The organism is Pseudomonas cavernicola (assembly GCF_003596405.1).
Taxonomy (GTDB): Bacteria; Pseudomonadota; Gammaproteobacteria; order Pseudomonadales; family Pseudomonadaceae; genus Aquipseudomonas; species Aquipseudomonas cavernicola.
Map to the genome: position 1 here is coordinate 696084 of NZ_QYUR01000006.1, position 18264 is coordinate 714347.

16 protein-coding genes and 1 pseudogene are annotated in these 18264 nt (G+C 61.4%); 1 reads left to right on the plus strand and 16 read right to left on the minus strand.

Annotated features, from left to right (window positions below; all coding sequences use genetic code 11):
- Positions 1-147 precede the first annotated feature (147 nt).
- The 6 genes from D3879_RS19395 to ppc form a co-directional block, all read right to left on the minus strand.
- Positions 148-978, minus strand: a complete 831-nt coding sequence (locus D3879_RS19395; RefSeq protein WP_119955878.1) for an isocitrate lyase/PEP mutase family protein — start codon at positions 976-978, stop codon at positions 148-150.
- Positions 979-1080: 102 nt separating this feature from the next.
- The gene (locus D3879_RS19400; protein WP_119955879.1) at positions 1081-1989 is read right to left on the minus strand and encodes a DUF72 domain-containing protein; all 909 of its coding nucleotides are present in this window, start codon (positions 1987-1989) and stop codon (positions 1081-1083) included.
- Positions 1952-2293, minus strand: coding sequence for a hypothetical protein (locus D3879_RS19405; protein WP_119955880.1), 342 nt, complete (start codon positions 2291-2293; stop codon positions 1952-1954). Before D3879_RS19405 ends, D3879_RS19400 begins: the two co-directional genes overlap by 38 nt.
- Positions 2294-2439: 146 nt before the next feature.
- Positions 2440-3120, minus strand: coding sequence for a tRNA (adenosine(37)-N6)-threonylcarbamoyltransferase complex dimerization subunit type 1 TsaB (gene tsaB / locus D3879_RS19410; protein WP_119955881.1), 681 nt, complete (start codon positions 3118-3120; stop codon positions 2440-2442).
- 127 nt (positions 3121-3247) lie between these two features.
- Positions 3248-3895, minus strand: coding sequence for an adenylate kinase (gene adk / locus D3879_RS19415; protein ID WP_119955882.1), 648 nt, complete (start codon positions 3893-3895; stop codon positions 3248-3250).
- A 157-nt stretch (positions 3896-4052) separates the two neighbouring features.
- Positions 4053-6689, minus strand: a complete 2637-nt coding sequence (ppc, locus tag D3879_RS19420) for a phosphoenolpyruvate carboxylase (protein WP_119955883.1) — start codon at positions 6687-6689, stop codon at positions 4053-4055.
- Between the two features lie 355 nt (positions 6690-7044).
- Between ppc and D3879_RS19425 the strand changes: the two genes are divergently transcribed.
- Positions 7045-7389 (plus strand): pilin assembly protein, encoded by a 345-nt coding sequence (locus D3879_RS19425; protein WP_119955884.1) that lies wholly within the window; start codon positions 7045-7047, stop codon positions 7387-7389.
- Positions 7390-7421: 32 nt separating this feature from the next.
- Here the strand turns inward: D3879_RS19425 and D3879_RS19430 are convergent, their stop codons facing one another.
- The 10 genes and pseudogenes from D3879_RS19430 to D3879_RS19475 all read right to left on the minus strand — a co-directional run bounded on the left by D3879_RS19430 (position 7422) and on the right by D3879_RS19475 (position 18263).
- On the minus strand, positions 7422-7931 hold the full coding sequence (locus tag D3879_RS19430) for an O-acetyl-ADP-ribose deacetylase (protein ID WP_119955885.1): 510 nt from the start codon (positions 7929-7931) through the stop codon (positions 7422-7424).
- Entirely contained in the window at positions 7928-8254 is a 327-nt protein-coding gene (locus D3879_RS19435; RefSeq protein WP_119955886.1) for a PA3694 family proteiin, read from the minus strand. Before D3879_RS19435 ends, D3879_RS19430 begins: the two co-directional genes overlap by 4 nt.
- Positions 8251-9129, minus strand: a complete 879-nt coding sequence (locus D3879_RS19440; protein WP_119955887.1) for an alpha/beta hydrolase — start codon at positions 9127-9129, stop codon at positions 8251-8253. Before D3879_RS19440 ends, D3879_RS19435 begins: the two co-directional genes overlap by 4 nt.
- 533 nt (positions 9130-9662) lie before the next feature.
- Positions 9663-10958 (minus strand): flavohemoglobin expression-modulating QEGLA motif protein, encoded by a 1296-nt coding sequence (locus D3879_RS19445; protein ID WP_119955888.1) that lies wholly within the window; start codon positions 10956-10958, stop codon positions 9663-9665.
- Between the two features lie 80 nt (positions 10959-11038).
- Positions 11039-11590: a hypothetical protein gene (locus D3879_RS19450; RefSeq protein WP_119955889.1), complete on the minus strand. Its 552-nt coding sequence runs from the start codon at positions 11588-11590 to the stop codon at positions 11039-11041.
- Positions 11591-11936: 346 nt separating this feature from the next.
- Positions 11937-12647 (minus strand): TetR/AcrR family transcriptional regulator, encoded by a 711-nt coding sequence (locus tag D3879_RS19455; RefSeq protein WP_119955890.1) that lies wholly within the window; start codon positions 12645-12647, stop codon positions 11937-11939.
- A gap of 117 nt (positions 12648-12764) precedes the next feature.
- The gene (gene lysS, locus D3879_RS19460) at positions 12765-14276 is read right to left on the minus strand and encodes a lysine--tRNA ligase (protein WP_119955891.1); all 1512 of its coding nucleotides are present in this window, start codon (positions 14274-14276) and stop codon (positions 12765-12767) included.
- 69 nt (positions 14277-14345) lie between these two features.
- A pseudogene (gene prfB / locus D3879_RS19465) lies at positions 14346-15440 on the minus strand (peptide chain release factor 2).
- A gap of 155 nt (positions 15441-15595) precedes the next feature.
- The gene (locus D3879_RS19470) at positions 15596-17257 is read right to left on the minus strand and encodes a GMC family oxidoreductase (protein ID WP_119955892.1); all 1662 of its coding nucleotides are present in this window, start codon (positions 17255-17257) and stop codon (positions 15596-15598) included.
- A 253-nt stretch (positions 17258-17510) separates the two neighbouring features.
- Positions 17511-18263 carry a tellurite resistance TerB family protein gene (locus D3879_RS19475; protein ID WP_119955893.1) on the minus strand — a complete coding sequence of 251 codons (753 nt, stop codon included), beginning with the start codon at positions 18261-18263 and terminating at the stop codon, positions 17511-17513.
- Position 18264: the final 1 nt, after the last annotated feature.

Genomic DNA, 18264 nt, shown 5'->3' on the forward strand with positions numbered 1-18264 from the left:
TGAGGCACAAGCATAGTCAAAGGTTCAGGAGAACGTACCAACCCGCTATGCCATACGGAGATAAGCAGGCCAGCCAATATCAGCAGCGCAACCAGCGGGAATTTCAGTGCGCGCAAAACTGATCTGCGCCGTTACCGGCCAGATGATTCAGGACTTGAACAGCGCATTGATCTGCGCAAAAGGAATCGCCTGCTCGGCAAAGCTGAAGCGGCCCTCGGTGCGTATATCCTGCGCAGCCCGGAAAAACGCGCCATAGGCCGCCCGCGCCAATGCCGAGCCGACGCTCACCCGTTTGACGCCCAACTCGGCTAAGTCCTCCAACGACAGCGACAGCCCGGACAGCCCCATCAGCACATTGACCGGCTTCGGTGCCACGGCACGTACCACGGCGACGATTTCCTCAGGCGTGCGCAGGCCCGGTGCATACAACACGTCAGCCCCCGCCTCGGCAAACGCCTGCAAGCGCCGTATGGTATCCGCCAGATCGTTACGCCCATGCAGCAGGTTTTCCGCCCGTGCCGTGAGCGTGAAGGGAAACGGCAAGCTACGGGCTGCCTCAGCGGCCGCTCGTACCCGCTCGACGGCGAGCTCGAACGGGTAAATCGGCGCATCCGCGCGGCCGCTGGCATCCTCGATCGAACCGCCAACCAAACCCACAGCCGCCGCCCGCAGGATGGTTTCAGCGCAGCCTTGCGGCTCATCGGCAAAGCCATTTTCCAGGTCTGCGGCGACCGGCAAGGGCGTGGCCGCGATTATCGCCTGGGCATTTGCCAGGGTCTCATCGCGAGAAATGGCGCCTTCGGCATCCGGGCGACCCAATGAGAACGCCAGACCGGCGCTGGTCGTCGCCAAGGCCTCAAAACCAAGCGCCGCGAGCATTTTCGCCGACCCCGCATCCCAGGGATTGGGGATCACAAATACCCCAGGCCGCTCGTGCAAAGCTTTGAAGGTTCGGGCACGGCTGATTTGCGATGGCATGGCTAGGCTCCGTTTGATCGGCTGCTGGAAGCCAGAACCTTAGCGCAGTTTTCGCCGTAGCACTGCGAGCATGATCCAATCCAGAGGGGCAAGCGGGCTGACTCAGAGCAAGCCGAGCTGCTCCACTGCAGACTCATCGATCAGCTCCGGCAAGGCTGACAACCCCGGCAGCCGCGTACTCAGTTGAGCATGAAAACGGCGGGCCAGCTGCGGCGCCAATCGGTTATCCGAGGTATGCAGGAACACATAGGGCGTGCGGCCCTCCTCGATCCAGCCGGCGACTTTCTCCAGCCAAGGGGCGAGAAAACGATCGTTGGCCTCCAGCTCGGGATGGCCAATAAAGCGCAGTTGCGGAAATTGCGTGAACGCCGCCGGACGGGTCGGCAGCCGCGACTTTTTCGATTGTGCATCCAGCACGGCGGGAGCAGCCGATTGACAGTTGAATAGCGCACGGGAATCCAGACAGATACGTTCGACGCCCCGGTCCACTAGCAAGCGATTGAGCGCCCGCTCCTCTTCACCTTTGGCGAAAAAGGCCGGATGCCGCACTTCTACCGCCAACGGTCCCCCTAACTCGGCGAGAAACCCCGCCAGCTCCGCCAGCCGCGTCGGGCCAAACGTGGCTGGAAGCTGCAGCCAGAGCGGCGCCAGCCGCATGCCCAGCGGTTTAAGCAGATGCAGGAAAGCCTGAGCGGCACCCAACTGTTCAGCCAAATTGCCGGCATGGCTGATGTCGCGCGGCAGTTTAGCGCAGAAGCGAAAGCCCTCCGGCATCAGTGCCGCCCAGCGCTGAACCGTCTCTGCAGAGGGCCGCGCATAGAACGTGGTATTGCCCTCCACGGCGTTGAAGAACTGCGCATACAGCGCGAGAAAATCCGCCGGGCGGGCGCTGGCTGGATAGAGGGAGTCGCGCCAAGCAGGCTCGCTCCATGACGGGCAACCGAGGTAGTAAGGAAGCACTGAAGTGAGGGTCTTAGGCGTAGAGGTCGAGGCCGAGCACTTCCGGCGCATCCGCCTCGCCGACATAACTGGCTGTGGTGGCGTAGCTAGCCAAGGCCTGGGCCGCGCGATTGCTCACCGACCGTTGATTGAGCAGGTCCTGCGGGCGTGCAGGCAGGCTGTCGCTGCTGGCGTAACTGGCCTGCACTCGACGCGCTTGCGGGGTGTTCTCTAAACCCTGGGTACTGGACGGCAGCGCCGGCTGCTCACGACGGGTTTCTTCCTCGCGCTGCACTTCGCGAAAAGGCGTGACTGCGCTGCCCGGTCGGGAGCTGCGATCCAGCGAGTAGGAAGAAGAAAATCCGTCGATACGCATTTACTGCTCACGCTTCTCGTATTAGGGGCTCGGTATGTTTGGCCAACTACGGGTTTGGCCAACGATAAGGACTGGCAATGTAACGACCGGTGCCCACCAGCGCAATTCTGCCCAGGCCCGCGCAGCTAATTCCAGATATTGGAATCTTAGTGCGGTGCCTTGGGCGTGGCGACCTTGTCGCGCAAATAAACCGGCTGCGCCTGATCCGCAGGCACCGCTTCACCGCGCGCCCAGGCGAATTGCGCCAGGCTCAGCAGGTCTTGCGCGTGCGGCAACATGCCAGCGTCCTGCCCACTGAGAGCCACTGGGATGCGTGCTGCATAACTGCCCCAGCCAGTACCGGCACCGAACCAATCGCCAATGGCATCGCGCGGCAGGCAGGCTTGCTCCGGCGGCAGCACCGCTTCCAGCCCGGCCAAGCGCATTTCACCGTTTTCCTCGCGATAGCAACCCCAGTACACCTCATCCATGCGAGCATCGATGGCCGCAGCCACTTGCTTAGCACCCTGCTCACGCAACGCCCGCTGGGCCAGCACCGCTAGAGTGGAAATCGGCAGCACTGGACGCTCCAAGGCAAACGCCAGGCCCTGCACTACACCGATGGCGATGCGCACCCCGGTAAATGCCCCAGGCCCACGCCCGAAGGCGATGCCATCGACCGCCGACAACGCGACGCCGGCTTGGGCCAGCAGATCCTTGATCATCGGCAGCAGACGCTGGGCGTGCAGGCGCGGAATCACCTCGTAGTGGCTGAGCACCTTGCCCTCGTGGAGCAAGGCAACGGAGCAGGCTTCGGTGGCGGTATCCAGGGCCAGCAAGGTGGTCATCGGCGGTTCCGGTCGGGAAAAAGGTCGGGAATTGTAACAGTCAAATGTCCGGGCAAGCGCTTACCAGAACGGTGAAAACGACAACGGCCCGCAAGCGGGCCGTTGTCGATGCAGCAGAACCGACTTATCAGCTCAGTGCTTCAAGTACCTTGTCGGTGATCGCTTCGACCGTACCGACGCCCGCAATGTGGCTGTACTTTGGCTTGCCTTGGGCTGCGGCGAGCTTCTGGTAGAAGTCCACCAACGGCTTGGTCTGAGAATGATAGACCGACAGACGATGGCGTACGGTTTCCTCGGAATCGTCTTTACGCTGAATCAGATCTTCGCCGGTCACATCATCCTTGCCAGCCACTTTTGGCGGGTTGTAGACGGTGTGGTAAACGCGGCCGGAAGCCTCGTGTACACGACGACCGGCGATACGCTGAACGATTTCTTCGTCATCGACGGCGATTTCGACCACGTTGTCCAGCTCGACGCCGGCTTTTACAAGGGCCTCAGCCTGGGGAATGGTGCGCGGGAAGCCGTCGAACAGGAAACCCCTGGCGCAATCGGCCTGGCTGATGCGCTCTTTGACCAGGTTGATGATCAGGTCATCGGAAACCAGACCACCGCTTTCCATCACGCCTTTGGCCTGAAGACCCAACTCGGTTCCAGCCTTGACGGCCGCACGCAGCATGTCGCCGGTGGAGATTTGCGGAATACCGAATTTCTCGGTGATAAAGCGAGCCTGAGTACCTTTGCCGGCACCGGGCGCCCCCAACAGAATCACGCGCATCGCTGTGCTCCTCAAGATTTAAATAGAAATCGTTGGATTCGCCTCATGGGGCCAATCTCTGAATAGGTCCCGGCAGCACTGAGCGGCCAAAAGGTTGACCAAGATACACAGCGCACCGATACCGCACAAGCCACCGAAAGTCGGATAAACCGGGGCTTTAGCCGGTGTTGCGAAGGCCTGCGGCGATGCCCGCAACACTCACCAATAACGCCTGTTCCACCGGGCTGTCGACGGTACTTTCGCGCAGCCTGGAACGGGCCAGAAGCTCCGCCTGGAGCAGGTGCAGGGGATCCAGGTAGGTGTTGCGGACGCCGATCGACTCCAGGGTCTCCGGGCTATGCGCGAGCAGCTGAGACTGCCCTGTCAGCCCCAACACCGCGGCGCAGGCCTGCGACAATAGGTCGCGTAGTTTCGCACCCAATGGTCGCAGTTCGGCATCGACAAGCCGCTCGTCATACAGCCGGGCGATGGCGCCGTCGGCTTTCGCCAGCACCATCTCGAGCATATCGATGCGCGTACGGAAAAACGGCCAGTGCTCGCGCATTAGCGCCAGCAACTCGCCTTCACCGCGAGCCAGCGCACTGTTCAAGGCCGTTTCCCAGCCCAGCCAGGCCGGCAACATCAAGCGTGTCTGGGTCCAGGCGAAAATCCAAGGAATCGCCCGCAGACTCTCCACACCGCCCTCGCGGCGCTTGGCCGGTCGGCTGCCAAGCGGCAAGCGCCCCAGTTCCTGTTCCGGCGTGGCCTGACGGAAATACTCGACGAACTGCGGATGCTCACGCACCACTGCGCGGTAAGCCGTAAAACCATCGCTGGCGAGCCTGCCCATCAACTCGCGCCAGGCGGGCTCCGGCACGGGTGGCGGCTGCAAGGTGGCTTCCAGCACCGCGGCCAGATAAAGGTTGAGGTTTTGCTCGGCGATATCCGGCAAGCCAAATTTGAAGCGAATCATCTCGCCCTGTTCGGTGGTGCGAAAGCGCCCCGCCACCGAACCCGGCGGCTGCGAGAGGATCGCCGCATGGGCTGGACCGCCACCGCGCCCGACGGTGCCACCGCGGCCGTGGAACAACAGCAGTTCGACCTGATGCTGGCGGCAGATCTCCACCAAGGTTTCCTGTGCGCGGTACTGCGCCCAGGCAGCAGCCGTGGTGCCGGCATCCTTGGCCGAGTCCGAGTAGCCGATCATTACTTCCTGCGGCCCCTGCAAGCGCGCGCGATAGCCCGGTAAACCGAGTAGGCGGTCGATTGCCGGGCCGGCGTTATCCAGATCGGCCAAGGTTTCGAACAGCGGCACCACGCGCATCGACCGCTGCAGTCCACACTCCTTCAGCAACAACTGCACTGCCAGCACATCCGAGGGCGCGCCCGCCATGGAGATCACATAGGAGCCCAGCGAGACCTCCGGCTCTGCCGCCACCACGCGGCAAGTGGCGAGCACTTCGGCGGTGTCTGCCGAGGGTTGGAACTGAGCCGGCAACAGCGGCCGACGGTTACTCAGTTCACGGAGCAAAAAGGCAATACGCGCCTCTTCATCCCATTCGGCGTAGCGCCCGAGCCCCAGGTAGTCGGTGATTTCATCGAGCGCGGCGGCATGCCGGCTAGCGTCCTGGCGTATATCCAGACGCACCAGAAACAGGCCGAAGGTTGCCGCACAGCGCAGGCAGTCGAGCAATGGACCGTTGGCAATCGTGCCCATGCCGCATTCATGCAGCGAGTGATAACACAGCTCCAGCGGCTCCAGCAGTTCGCAATTGCTCTGTAATACTGCTGACGGTGCCGGTAGATCACCGGCCAATGCCGCTTCGGCCCAGGCGCGGGTGGCCTTTAAGCGTTCACGCAGTTGTTTGAGCAGCGCCCGGTATGGCTCCGCGCTGTCCCCGACCAACGCGCGCACTGCGCTGTTGGCCTGCTGCATGGACAGCTCAGCGGCCAACTGGTCGACATCACGCACATACAGATCTGCCGCCATCCAGCGCGCCAGCAACAGCACCTCACGGGTAACCCGCGCCGTGACATTCGGGTTGCCGTCGCGATCACCGCCCATCCACGAAGCAAAGCGGATCGGCGCAGCCGCCAGCGGCAGACGCAGACCCGTGACAGCATGCAGCGCCTCATCGGCGCGGCGCAGATAACTCGGCACAGCCTTCCACAGCGAGTGCTCGATCACCGCAAAGCCCCACTTTGCCTCATCGACCGGGCTGGGTCGGCTACGGCGGATTTCTTCAGTGTGCCAGGCCTCGGCGATCAGCCGCTGCAAACGCTGTTTGACCTGGCCACGCTCGTGAGCGGACAGATCGCCATGATTCTGCGCGGCTAACTGTGCGGCAATGGCGTCGTATTTTTGAATCAGGGTGCGGCGGGAGACTTCCGTCGGGTGAGCGGTCAGCACCAGTTCGATATCCAGCCGGCCGAGCTGACGGGCCAACACCTCGGCACTGTGGCCATCCGCTTTGAGCCGGGCCAGCAGGTCCGGCAATACCCGTACTTCGAAAGGCTCCGGCTCACTTGGCCCACGCCTGCGCACATGGTGGTATTGCTCGGCGATATTGGCCAGGTTGAGGAATTGGTTAAAAGCCCGCGCGACCGGCAACAATTCGTCCTCGGCGAGCGAGTCAAGCGTTGTCGTGAGCTGCTGGGCGCCATCGGCAGAGCCTTGCCGGGCAGCCTTGGCGCCTTTGCGGATGCGCTCGATCTTGTCGAGGAAAGCCGCGCCACGCTGTGCGCGGATGGTATCGCCAAGCAGTTCGCCAAGCTGGTGAACGTCTTCGCGCAAACGTGCGTCGATTTCCGCCATGACCGCCCTCTCCACTGACACTGAAACTTAAAACCTAAAGAACCGGTAGTCCGCGGGTCATGCGGCACATGAATGTTCCGCCGGCGAACTGGGCCCACCAGTGCTGAATTCGTCGAACGCCGAGTCTGGGCCTGCGCCAAACCCTGCGCCGCGGAGAACCCCGAGGAAAATGGTCTCCGAGATAGAGAGTGCCCAGCGCGCCAACTTCTTACAAGCGCGCGACGCAAGGCATTTACCCAGTCTAGAGCGGGCTAGGCTAATAAAGGTAAGTCCCAAAAGGATTTAGCGACCCGGCGGGCTTATGTCCGGGAGCTCAACAACCGCCCACCACGAGTGAGCACAGGAAGAGGTGTTTATGAAGATTCGCGAACTCGTTAGCCATTGGGAGCAAAACGCCAAGGGCCGCCTGACTAATAACCTCTACCAGATCCATCTGGATCTAGAGTCCGCCGCGCGCCTTGCCGCGCTAACCGAGATGTACCCCAAACGCCACCCCGAGGAACTCCTCGGCGAGTTGATCGGTGCTGCCCTGGAAGAACTTGAAGCCAGCCTGCCCTACGTCAAAGGCAGCCAGGTGGTGGCCACGGACGAACAGGGCGACCCGCTGTATGAGGACATTGGGCTGACGCCGCGCTTCCTCGCACTGTCGCGCAAATACCTGCGTGAGCTAGTACAGCAGCAGGACAGCGCCAATCATTGAGCCCTGCCTCGGCGAATAAACCGTCTCAGGCGCTATTCGTCCGACATCAGCAAGCGGCGATAGAGTGCGGCCATCGTCCCTGAAAAAGCCACCAGCACGGCTCTTTCCAGGGAGCTATCGGCGGGTCGCTCGCGCTTTAACTCGGCAACGGCGATAGCCGCCGCCTGCTCTAGGGGATAGCCATACACGCCGCAGCTGATTGCCGGAAAAGCGATGCTGCGCAAACCTTCGGCTTCAGCCAGCGCCAAACTGTTGCGGTAGCAGGCGGCGAGCAGTTCATGCTCACCCTGGCGACCACCCTGCCAGACCGGTCCGACCGTGTGGATGACGTAGCGTGCCGGCAGTTTGAAGCCCGGCGTGAGGCGCGCGGCGCCGGTAGCACAGCCACCGAGAGTGCGGCAGTAAGCCAGCAACTCGGGGCCCGCCGCGCGATGGATGGCACCATCGACACCGCCACCACCGAGCAGACTCGAATTGGCTGCATTGACGATTGCATCCACGTCGAGCGTGGTCAGATCGCCCTGCCAGATATCTATCTTCATTTCACCTCTTGCGGGGTTTCCTGGCCCAGGCAACGCACCGCCTGCTTACGCTTATCCACCAGCACACCGGTCAGACCCTTCTGCTCAGTATCGAACAACACCAGCACTCCGTCGATGCACTGCGCCACCTGGGTCGCCGGCATCAGCGAGACTTTATAGTCCTCACCCGGCACGGTCTTGAGCATGGTGAAGTCGGCCAGGAGCAAGGCGTCTTGCGGTTTGGCGAAGTGCAGGTAACCGTAATACCAAAGCACCGCGACGGTGCCGAAAATGCTGCCGATGCCGGTGATGATCAGGGGAATAGCGTTGCGTTCTTCGCTCATTGGGGGTTCTCGGGATTAGGGACTTCAGCCGACCGCCGCAGACCGGTGAAGCCCTGCGGGTCGTTTAGAAACAGCAGCATCACTTCACGCCAGACGGGTTCGGCGAAGGTCTGCACATGCCCACCGCGGGTCGGCTGGAACACCCGCGGTGGGCGCGCAGCTTGATACAAGCTCACCCCACTGGAAAGAGGCACGAGCGGATCATCGATGCTCTGGTAGATCAGTAGCGGCACGCCCTTGAGCTGCGGCATGGCATGGATCGCGCTGTCGGCATTCGACACCAGCCACGACAACGGCACCTGCAACGGCCAGGTCAGCCAGGCGTTGCTCAGGGTGAACTGGGCGACCTCGCGATAACTGGCCGGCGCACCGTCGAGCACCAAAGCCTTGAGACGTGCCCGCTGTTGCGGATGCTCGGCCAGGTAGTGCACCGCCAGAGCCCCGCCGAGGCTCTGACCGAGCACGATCAGTGGCTTGCCCTGCACCTGTGGCGACTCTTGCAACCAGGCGAAAGCGGCGTCGATATCCTGGTAGACCTCAGGCAAACTGGGCTTGCCTTCCGAGCGGCCATAGCCGCGATAATCCAGCAGCAAGACTTGGTAACCCTGCGCCGGCAACCACCAGCTACCGCCCAGATGACTGGCGACGTTGCCACCATTGCCATGCAGGTGCAGCACCGTGCCTTTTACCGCAACCCCCGCTTTAGCCGGCAGCCACCAGGCATGCAGGCGGGTACCGTCAGCAGCCGTCAGGAACTCATCGCGAAACTCCAGCTTGACGACGCTTGGGGTGAAGGGCTGACCTTTTTCGGGGTAAAACAGCAACGAGCTGCAGCCAGATAAACTCAGGCAGAACAACAGCAGCCATAGACGCATCAGTGGCCCCCTGCGCGCACTTCCTCGCGAACCTTGAACGTCGCCGCATAACTCCGGAGGCTGGGTAGCGCCGTTTTTTGGCAAAACCCAGCGGCGACCCAGCTGGGTCTCATGAGGTGCATCCATGGACCTCACCCTACGGGCAGCTGAAGCTGTGCAAAACGGCTTTCCTGCCGTTTTGTCGCTGGGCCCTACCCAGCCTAGGTGCTGTCCCGAAGTGCCGAGAATTTCGTAGTCGAATTTATGGCTGGGCATGATCGTTCCAGGGTTTACCTGTCTCTGTAGGCTGGGTAGAGCCGTTTTTTGGCGAAACCCAGCGGCGACCCAGCTGGGTTTCATGAGGTGCATCCATGCACCTCACCCTACCGGCAGCTGAAGCTGTGCAAAACGGCTTTCCTGCCGTTTTGTCGCTGCGCCCTACCCAGCCTAGGTGCTGCGTAAGGTATGTGAAACCCGCCAACCGGCCGCGAGACAGGCGATTAGTGCCTGCCGGCACCGATGGTGGGTTATGCCGCAAGCGGCTCTACCCCACCCTACAGAATGTTGGCGTAGTCGGCTTCGATCCGATCCAGGCTCAGGTGATTGAGGAAGTTGGAGAAGCACATCCACGCAGACAACGCGTTGAGGTCGCGAAATTGCGGCGGCAGGTACTTCGGCGGAACCACCAACCCTTCATCGACCAACTGACGCAGGGTGCGCATGTCTTCCAGGGTGGCTTTACCGCAGAACAACAACGGAATCTGCTCCAGCTTGCCCTTACGCACCGCCAGCTGGATGTAGTTGTAGATCAGGATAAAGCCCTTCAGATAGGACAGATCCTTGGTGAACGGCAGGCCATTCGGGGTTGAGCCGCGAAACCCCCGGCTGGCGTTAGCGTAGCTCTCCTCCATGCCGAAGCCCTGCTCACGGTAAAACTCGAACACCTGCAAAAAGTCCGCGCCATCCTCGGCCATATGGATGGCGCGAGTGCGGTTGGTCAACTTGCGCAAGCGGCTCGGATAGGACGCGAAGGCAATCACTTCCATCAGGATCGCCAGGCCTTCCTGGGTCACAGTGGAAGAAGGCGGCCCCTTGGCGAGGAAGGTGCAGATCGGCTGATTCAGCCCATTCAGCGTAGTACCGACATGCACCAGCCCTTCATGGACTTCCAGCGCTCGCACATCGCGTTCGTTGAACAGCGCATCGGCGCGAATCTTGATGTAGTCGGCGCCAGCGGCGGCATCGGCGAGGATACCGTCTGACTCGAACACGCGAATGGTGCCCTCCTCTTCCCCGAATACCTTGTTCAAGCGGCTTTGCAGCAGGTCGACGGCATCCTTGGCGGTCAGCGTTTTCGGCTCGTCCTTGAGATCGCCACGGTCGGCGATATTGTTCAGGTAGTCGGAAAACATCAGGCCGAGGTCGGCGAGGGTCGGGTCACCGGCGTGGAAGGCATCGGAGGCCGCGCCATAGAGTTCCTGAGAGATCAGGCCAAAGTCCGGCGTACCGCGAGCCTCGAGCATGCGGATAACCATGCGATATTCCTTGCACATACGCCGCATGATCTGCCCGACCGGGTTGAACTGGCCGAGTTGGCGGGTGATATCGCGCTCGATGTTCTGGAACTCCAGCTTCTTCGCGCCGGAATCGAAGGCCAGCGGGCGGCTGTCGTAATAGGCCCGATCGACTGCTGGCGGCTCCTTGCCTTTGCTCTTGAGGAAGCCCTGGCGGATGGTCTCATCCCACTTGACCGCATCCAGTACACGAATCGGCGTCTGCGCCTCGACGATGCGATCGGATAATGCACGAATCACCAGTTGGTAGTCGTCGAGCACTATGTGATTGTTCATCTGTCCCTCACTGGACTTGTCATTGCGACTGACTGGTTGCGCCAGCGTGACCTGCGCTAGCGACGATCTTGAACAGGTGCTTAATCGCCGGAGCGCTGGTAACGCGCTACCTCGATAAACACATCGGAGTTTGCCTGATCGTCCAGGTAGGCGAACACCTTATCCAGCGTGCTGGTGACCAGCACACCGTCACCCTCGGGGGTCTCCACGACATTGCCTTCAAGGCTACTGAGTTCCAGCGCTTGCAGGACACGATCAACATCGAGGTTATAGAGCACCAGCTCGTTATCTTTGGTCAGTTCGAAACCGGCGATGGCGAAATTAGCGCCCATGCTCTTCGGCAAACCGGCCGAGAGATACCAGCGGCTGCCGTGGTGGGCAACGGTAAAACCGTATTCTTCAAGACTTTCCAGGTTGTCCAGGCTGTTCACATAGGCTCTGGCCTTGTAGACGTTAGAGCCGGCACGACTGACTTCGAGGTAGAGCTGCTCGCCCCACTCGTTTTTACGCGTCCACTCACCGAGCAGCGGAACCGGCGCCGCTTCGTTGGCGGGAATGGGATCTTTAAAGGTGACCAGGCAACCGCTCAACAGCAGGAAGGACAAGGCGACCACCATACGCCAGGCTTTCATTTCACTCTCCTTGTGAGGACGCTTCTAGACCGCTCCTGCAGGCGCCTGTACGCAATTGAAAGCTGGCTCTGCCCCTCATTGACCCACTGTAAACAGCCCATCACCACCGGCTTTCTCCTGAGCTAACCTGCGTTAAAACCACGCAGCTTATTCCGCATATATGACAAACCCCGCCTAACAGGCCGTGTGAAAACGTAGCGAGCGAAGGTTAGACAAGGCAAAAACAGGCGAGAAAGCGCAGTTTACGTGTTGTAAATGAGCATTTTGAGCCTGTTTTTAACGATGTATAACCAAGCGCAGTAGTTTTCACACGGTCTGCTCGGCGGGGTTCGGTTATCGACTGTGATCAGAGCCCCAGAACCAGATACATGTAGCGCTTGAGAATGGCCAGCATGTCGCCGCAATCCAGATGCTCGACCCCATCGATCAGGCCCTGATATTCCATCCGCTCGATAATGCCCGTCAATACCTTGGCATCCTGCTCCGGCTGTTGCGAGCCCAGCACTTGGAAAAAGTGCGTAACTCCCTGCTGCAGGATCTGGCGATGCGAACGCACCAGATCGTGCAGGCGCGGATTGAGCAGCGCCTCTTGCTGAAAAGCCCGTTCGGCCAACAGATGCTCGGGGCGAGTCACCAACTGTTGCCGCACATACTCCACCGCCAGGGCGGCGATATCGTCAGCCAGACGCCGACGCGACTCGACGCTGCCATTCAGTGCGCCGACCTTCTCCAGCAGCAAACCCTCGGTACCATCCCAGAACGCAGCCATATCGGCTGCGCTGCGCTCGACGAACAGAGTGAAAGTGTCGGTGATTAAGTCATTGATGTCTTTGAAGTAATAAGTGGTTGCCGAGAGTGGCACCTCGGCCTCCGCCGCCACCGCGCGGTGGCGCACCGCACGCACGCCCTCACGCACAATGATGCGCATGGCCGCATCGAGAATCGCCTGACGGCGCTGCTCGCTACCCTGCCGACTGGCCTTGCGACCTTGATACTGGACACTTTCAGCAACGGCACTGGCCACATTGGCAGCGCTGTCTTGGTGGGGATGGGTCACGGCTGGGCTCACCTCTCGCGCGATAAAACAAAAACTCAGGCGTTGGAGCTTTCCTTAGCAGAATAGATCCCTGCACAGACAACAAAAAGCCGCCCGAAGGCGGCTGATTATCGACCGTTAAGCCTGCGGGCGCATGTGCGGGAACAGGATTACATCGCGGATCGACGGGGCGTCGGTCAGCAGCATCACCAAACGGTCGATGCCGATACCTTCACCCGCGGTCGGCGGCATGCCGTATTCCAAGGCGCGAACGAAGTCGGCATCGTAGTGCATGGCTTCGTCGTCGCCGGCGTCCTTGTCGGCCACCTGGGCCTGGAAGCGCTCGGCCTGGTCTTGCGCGTCGTTCAACTCGGAATAGGCGTTGGCGATTTCACGACCACCGATGAACAGCTCAAAGCGATCCGTCACGCTCGGATCGTCGTCGTTACGCCGGGCCAGCGGCGACACTTCGAACGGGTACTGAGTGATAAAGGTCGGCTGTTCCAGCTTGTGCTCGACCAGCTCCTCGAAAATCACCGTCTGCAGCTTGCCCAGCCCCTCGAAGCCGCGCACTTCGGCACCGACCTGCTTGGCGATGGCACGCGCCTTGTCGATATTGCGCAGGTCGTCCGCGCTGATTTCCGGGTTGTATTTGAGGATCGAATCGAACACCGACAGGCGCTGGAACGGCTCGCCGAAATGGAACACCTTGCCCTGGTACGGCACGTCGGTAGTCCCGAGAACAAGCTGCGCCAGCTCGCGGAACAACTCCTCGGTCAGGTCCATCATGTCTTCGTAGTCGGCGTAGGCCTGGTAGAACTCGAGCATGGTGAACTCGGGGTTGTGCCGGGTCGAAACGCCTTCGTTGCGGAAGTTGCGGTTGATCTCGAACACCCGCTCGAAGCCACCGACCACCAGGCGCTTGAGGTACAGCTCCGGGGCGATGCGCAGGAACATGGCCATGTCCAGCGCGTTGTGGTGGGTCTCGAACGGCTTGGCCGCGGCGCCGCCCGGAATGGTCTGCAGCATCGGCGTTTCCACTTCGAGGAAGTCGCGCTGCATGAGGAAGTTGCGGATATGCGCTATGACCTGCGAACGCGCGCGGAAGGTCTGGCGCACTTCCTCGTTGACGATCAGGTCGACATAGCGCTGGCGATAGCGCTGCTCGGTGTCGGTCAGGCCGTGGTGCTTGTCCGGCAGCGGGCGCAGCGACTTGGTCAGCAGACGCACGTCGCTCATCTCGACGAACAGGTCGCCCTTGTTCGAGCGCGCCAGGGTGCCCTCGGCGGCGATGATGTCGCCCAGGTCCCAGTGCTTGATGGCTTCCAGCGTCTCGGCCGACAGGGTCTTGCGGTTGACATACAGCTGAATCCGCCCGCTCATGTCCTGGATCACGATAAAGGCGCCGCGGTTGAGCATGATGCGCCCGGCGACCTTAACCGCAATGGCTGCGCCCTCCAGCTCTTCCTTGCTTTTGCCTTCGTTGGCTTTCTGCAAATCCGCGCAGTAGCTGTCGCGGCGGAAGTCATTGGGGAAGGCCTGGCCCTGTTCGCGCACCGCGGCAAGTTTCTCCTTGCGCTGGGCGATCAGCTTGTTTTCTTCCTGCTGTTGCAGTGCGTGCTGGTCGTACTGGTCGAGTAGTTCGCTCATGTCTTCGTCCGTAGGGTGCGGTTCACCGCACCGATGTATTGAATGGTGCGATGAATCGCACCCTACGCTTTACAGCCCTTGTTTCAGGCTCGCCTCGATAAACTCATCCAGATCGCCGTCCAGCACCGCATCGCAGTTGCTGTTCTCGATGCCGGTACGCAGATCCTTGATCCGCGACTGGTCGAGCACATAGGAGCGGATCTGGTGACCCCAGCCGATGTCCGACTTGGTGTCCTCCAGGGCCTGGGAGGCGGCATTGCGCTTCTGCACTTCTTGCTCGTACAAGCGCGCCCGCAGCATCTTCATCGCGGTGTCTTTGTTAGCGTGCTGTGAGCGTTCGTTCTGGCAACTGACCACGGTGTTGGTCGGTACGTGGGTGATCCGTACCGCCGAGTCGGTGGTGTTTACGTGCTGGCCACCGGCACCGGAGGAGCGGTAAGTGTCGATGCGCAGATCGGCCGGATTGATGTCGATTTCGATGTTGTCATCGATTTCCGGCGAGACGAACACCGCCGAGAACGAGGTGTGCCGACGGTTGCCGGAATCGAACGGGCTCTTGCGCACCAGACGATGCACGCCGATTTCCGTACGCAGCCAGCCAAAGGCGTATTCGCCCTTGATGTGCACGGTCGCGCCCTTGATCCCGGCGACTTCGCCGGCGGAGAGCTCCATGATCGTCGCATCGAAGCCACGCTTGTCGGCCCAGCGCAGGTACATGCGCAGCAGAATGTTGGCCCAGTCTTGCGCCTCGGTGCCGCCGGAACCGGCCTGAATGTCCAAGTAGGCGTGGTTCGGATCCATCTCGCCGCTGAACATGCGACGGAACTCAAGCTTCTCGAGAGATGCGCGCAGACGCTCGACTTCCGCGGAGACGTCATCGACGGCAGCCTGGTCTTCTTCCTCGGCGGCCATTTCCAACAGGTCGCGGGCATCGTTCAGGCCGCTGGACATCTCATCCAGGGTTTCGACGATCTGCGCCAGCAGCGAACGCTCGCGGCCGAGATTTTGCGCGTACTCGGGTTATTCCAGACGTTCGGGTCTTCGAGCTCGCGCTCGACTTCGGTCAGACGATCACGTTTGTGATCGTAGTCAAAGATACCCCCGAATCGTCTGGGAGCGCTCGGACAGGTCCTTGATGCTGTTAAGGATCGGGTTGATTTCCATGGTAGGCAGCACTCGCAGGCGGAACTTTCTGAAAAGCCGGCGAGTATACCCCACTCGACCCGCCCTGGCAGCCCGCTACCGGGCATGATTGATTGCCTTCCAGATCAACGGGGCCGCTCCCTTCACGGACTATTCGCCAGCTGCCCGGCCGCAACTCAGCCCCCCTGCGGCAGGCCCACCGCGTTCTGGGTGACCGACTCGCGAGCCGTGCGCCGAGCTTCGGCCAAAATCAGTTCGGCGGCTTTTTCCGCGATCATCAATGTCGGCGAACAAGTATTGCCCGAGACAATCGTCGGCATGATCGACGCATCGGCCACGCGCAGGCCCGGGATGCCATGTACACGCAACTGGGCATCGACCACCGCTTGCGGATCGTTGCCCATCTTGCAGGTGCCGACCGGATGAAAAATCGTCGTGCCGATAGCTCCGGCGGCCCGTTGCAGATCCTCTTCACTCTGATAGGCCAGACCCGGCGCATATTCTTCAGGCTGATAACGAGCCAAGGCCGGGGCGGCGACGATTCTCCTCGTCAGGCGGATCGAATCTGCCGCCACTTGCAAATCCTCCGCGTGACTGAGGTAGTTGGGTTGAATCAGTGGTGGTGCCAGCGGGTCAGCCGAGCGTATTTCCACCCGCCCCCGGCTCTGCGGACGCAGGTTGCAGACAGAAGCGGTAAACGCCGGAAAAGTATGCAGCGGCTCGCCGAAGCGCTCCAATGACAGCGGCTGCACGTGGTATTCGAGGTTGGCCGACGGCTGCTGCGGGTCGGAACGGGCAAAAGCGCCCAACTGGCTCGGCGCCATCGCCAGCGGGCCACTGCGGCGGAGCAGATACTCCAGGCCCATGTGCAGTTTGCCCCACAGGCTGCCAACCCGCTGGTTCAAGGTCGAAATACCGCTAACCCGGTAGATCAGGCGCAGTTGCAGGTGATCCTGCAGGTTCCCACCAACGCCGGGCAACGCATGCCGCACGCCGATGCCCGAGCGCTCGAGTAAAGCCCTGGGGCCGATACCCGAACGCTGCAACAGCGTTGGCGAGCCAATCGCTCCAGCACACAAAATGATCTCGCGGCGCGCCGCGAATGACTGCTCACGGCCTTGCCAGCGCACCAGCACGGCACTGGCGCGCCCCTGTTCGAGCACTACGCGACTGGCTTCGGCTCCCGTCAGCACGGTCAGATTGCTGCGCTGGCGAATACCACGCAGAAACGCCTTGGCGGCATTCCAACGCACACCACTGCGCTGGTTGACCTGGAAATAGCCGCAGCCTTCATTGTCGCCGCCATTGAAGTCGTCGATCGCAGCGATTCCCGTCTCCCCCGCCGCTTGGCGAAAGGCATCGAGAATGCCCCAGGACAACCGCTGCTGCTCGACGCGCCATTCGCCGCTGGCGCCATGGATAGCGGATTCGCCGGCATAGTGATTCTCGCTGCGCATGAACAACGGCAGCACGTCTTGCCAGGCCCAACCAGGGTTACCCTGCGCCGCCCATTGATCGTAGTCCCGCGCCTGACCGCGCATATAGATCATGCCGTTGATCGATGAACTACCACCCAGCACCTTGCCGCGCGGATAACTCAGCGTCCGGCCGTGCAAACCCGGTTCGGCTTCGGTTTTCAGGCACCAGTCGGTGCGGGGGTTACCGATGCAGAACAAATAGCCGACGGGAATATGAATCCACGGGTAGTTGTCGCGCCCACCGGCTTCGAGCAGCAGCACCCGGATCGCCGGGTCGGCTGACAGCCTATTCGCCAGCAGGCAGCCGGCCGGGCCGGCACCGACCACGATGTAATCGTATGAGCCAGCGGGTTGCTGCATAAGTGGCCGCACCTTTGTTGTCTTTGTTATTGGCAGCCATGTTATGCACTGGTTTTAGACCTGGAAACAATCGTTTTCAGGTCGTTGACGACTTGCTCTTAAACAATCTGATCAGCAAAAATTTCTGCCAGCCCAGCCACCGTGAAGCGCAACGTCGGTGATGCGCAAAGGCGCGAGCTGACCGACTCAGCGGATGCCGAGCCGGTTACAGCTCCGGACTTAATTGATGGCAGAGCACGTCCCTGGCCTTAGCTCAACCTTGCAGTCCGCTGCCGAGCTGCGCTTCCAGCTCGGCCTTCAGTGCCGGGTCGAGTTTGAGCTGGCGAGCCAGTTCATCCAGATAGTCGCGCTCGCCGCCCTGCTGACTGCCGACCAGCAGCACGCTGGCCAGGTACATCTCTGCGGCCATTTCCGGCGTCTGCGCCGCCTGTGCGACTTGCGCCGCATCGAGCGGGCGACTGACTTCCTGATCCAGCCAGTCCTGCAACTCGGGGTCGTCGGTGAGCTTGGCGATTTCCGCGTAGATCAGCTTTTTTTCCTGCTCATCGATGCGGCCGTCGGCTTTGGAGGCGGCGATCAGCGCACGAAGGATGGCATGGCTGTGCTCCTCGGCTGCAGCGCCGGTCAGTTGATTGACCGTCTCCGGCTGCATCGACGTGCGTGCCGACGCCTGCTGTTGCTGCCAAGCGCTGAAGGCCTGGAAGGCGAGCATGCCGAGAGTCGCCAGACCGCCGTAGCCCATTCCGCTGCTGCTGCGGGCCTGACCACTCGGCGCGCCGCCGCCGAGCAGACCACCGAGCAAGCCACCGAGACCGCCCAGACCGCCCTGGGAGCCACCGCCGCTGCTGACACCACCGCCAGCAGCGCCGCCGCCCAAAAGGTCACCGAGCGCACCGCCCAGTAGGCCGCCCAGCCCCCCTTGCGTAGCGCTGGCGCGGGAAGCCGCGCCGCCTTGCTGAGCGAGCCCGGAGCTCAGCAATTGTTCGAGCAAATCGCTGGTATTCATC

Coding starts and splice junctions, on each gene's coding strand:
- D3879_RS19395 (WP_119955878.1), bottom strand. CDS start 978: ATGCCATCGCAAATCAGCCGTGCCCGAACCTTCAAAGCTTTGCACGAG.
- D3879_RS19400 (WP_119955879.1), bottom strand. CDS start 1,989: ATGCGCCGGAAGTGCTCGGCCTCGACCTCTACGCCTAAGACCCTCACT.
- D3879_RS19405 (WP_119955880.1), bottom strand. CDS start 2,293: ATGCGTATCGACGGATTTTCTTCTTCCTACTCGCTGGATCGCAGCTCC.
- tsaB (WP_119955881.1), bottom strand. CDS start 3,120: ATGACCACCTTGCTGGCCCTGGATACCGCCACCGAAGCCTGCTCCGTT.
- adk (WP_119955882.1), bottom strand. CDS start 3,895: ATGCGCGTGATTCTGTTGGGGGCGCCCGGTGCCGGCAAAGGTACTCAG.
- ppc (WP_119955883.1), bottom strand. CDS start 6,689: ATGGCGGAAATCGACGCACGTTTGCGCGAAGACGTTCACCAGCTTGGC.
- D3879_RS19425 (WP_119955884.1), top strand. CDS start 7,045: ATGAAGATTCGCGAACTCGTTAGCCATTGGGAGCAAAACGCCAAGGGC.
- D3879_RS19430 (WP_119955885.1), bottom strand. CDS start 7,931: ATGAAGATAGATATCTGGCAGGGCGATCTGACCACGCTCGACGTGGAT.
- D3879_RS19435 (WP_119955886.1), bottom strand. CDS start 8,254: ATGAGCGAAGAACGCAACGCTATTCCCCTGATCATCACCGGCATCGGC.
- D3879_RS19440 (WP_119955887.1), bottom strand. CDS start 9,129: ATGCGTCTATGGCTGCTGTTGTTCTGCCTGAGTTTATCTGGCTGCAGC.
- D3879_RS19445 (WP_119955888.1), bottom strand. CDS start 10,958: ATGAACAATCACATAGTGCTCGACGACTACCAACTGGTGATTCGTGCA.
- D3879_RS19450 (WP_119955889.1), bottom strand. CDS start 11,590: ATGAAAGCCTGGCGTATGGTGGTCGCCTTGTCCTTCCTGCTGTTGAGC.
- lysS (WP_119955891.1), bottom strand. CDS start 14,276: ATGAGCGAACTACTCGACCAGTACGACCAGCACGCACTGCAACAGCAG.
- D3879_RS19470 (WP_119955892.1), bottom strand. CDS start 17,257: ATGCAGCAACCCGCTGGCTCATACGATTACATCGTGGTCGGTGCCGGC.
- D3879_RS19475 (WP_119955893.1), bottom strand. CDS start 18,263: ATGAATACCAGCGATTTGCTCGAACAATTGCTGAGCTCCGGGCTCGCT.